Here is a 510-nt window from a genome sequence, read left to right as displayed (position 1 = left end):
GGACGTTGACAGCGTGAAAGCCGGTGATACCGCAGTGAATACTGACGGTGTCAAAGTGGGTGATGATGTTGCATTGAACAAAGACGGCTTGAAAGCAGGCAAGGTAAACCTGACTAAAGACGGCTTGGACAATGCGGGCAACAAAGTAACCAACGTAGCGGATGGCGACATCAATGCCAACAGCAAAGATGCCGTTAACGGCAGCCAACTGTTTGCGACCAACCAAAACGTAGCCAACAACGCCGCCAATATCGCCAAAGGCATCAACTTCGGCGGTACCAGCGGCAGCAACAACTACGCGTTGGGCGACACCATCAACGTTAAAGGCGACAGCAACATCATTAGCGAAACCGTAGCCGGTGGTGCTCAACTGAAGTTGGCTGACGAGATTAGCGTGAAGACAGTGAATGCCGATACCTTCAAAGCAGGCGATACTGTGATGAATAACGACGGCGTGAAAGTCGGCGATAAAGTTGCGTTGAACAAAGACGGTCTGACCGCAGGCAACAC

At 51.6% G+C, this 510-nt stretch carries 1 pseudogene; it reads left to right on the top strand.

Annotation, left to right across the window (positions count from 1 at the left end):
- Window positions 1-510 (top strand): annotated as a pseudogene (locus ACTHUM_RS18760) (hypothetical protein); the annotation flags it as partial.

The organism is Neisseria sp. P0021.S006 (genome assembly GCF_051956895.1).
Note: the sequence above shows the minus strand (reverse complement) of the source record. Positions and strands in the feature narration are given on the sequence as shown.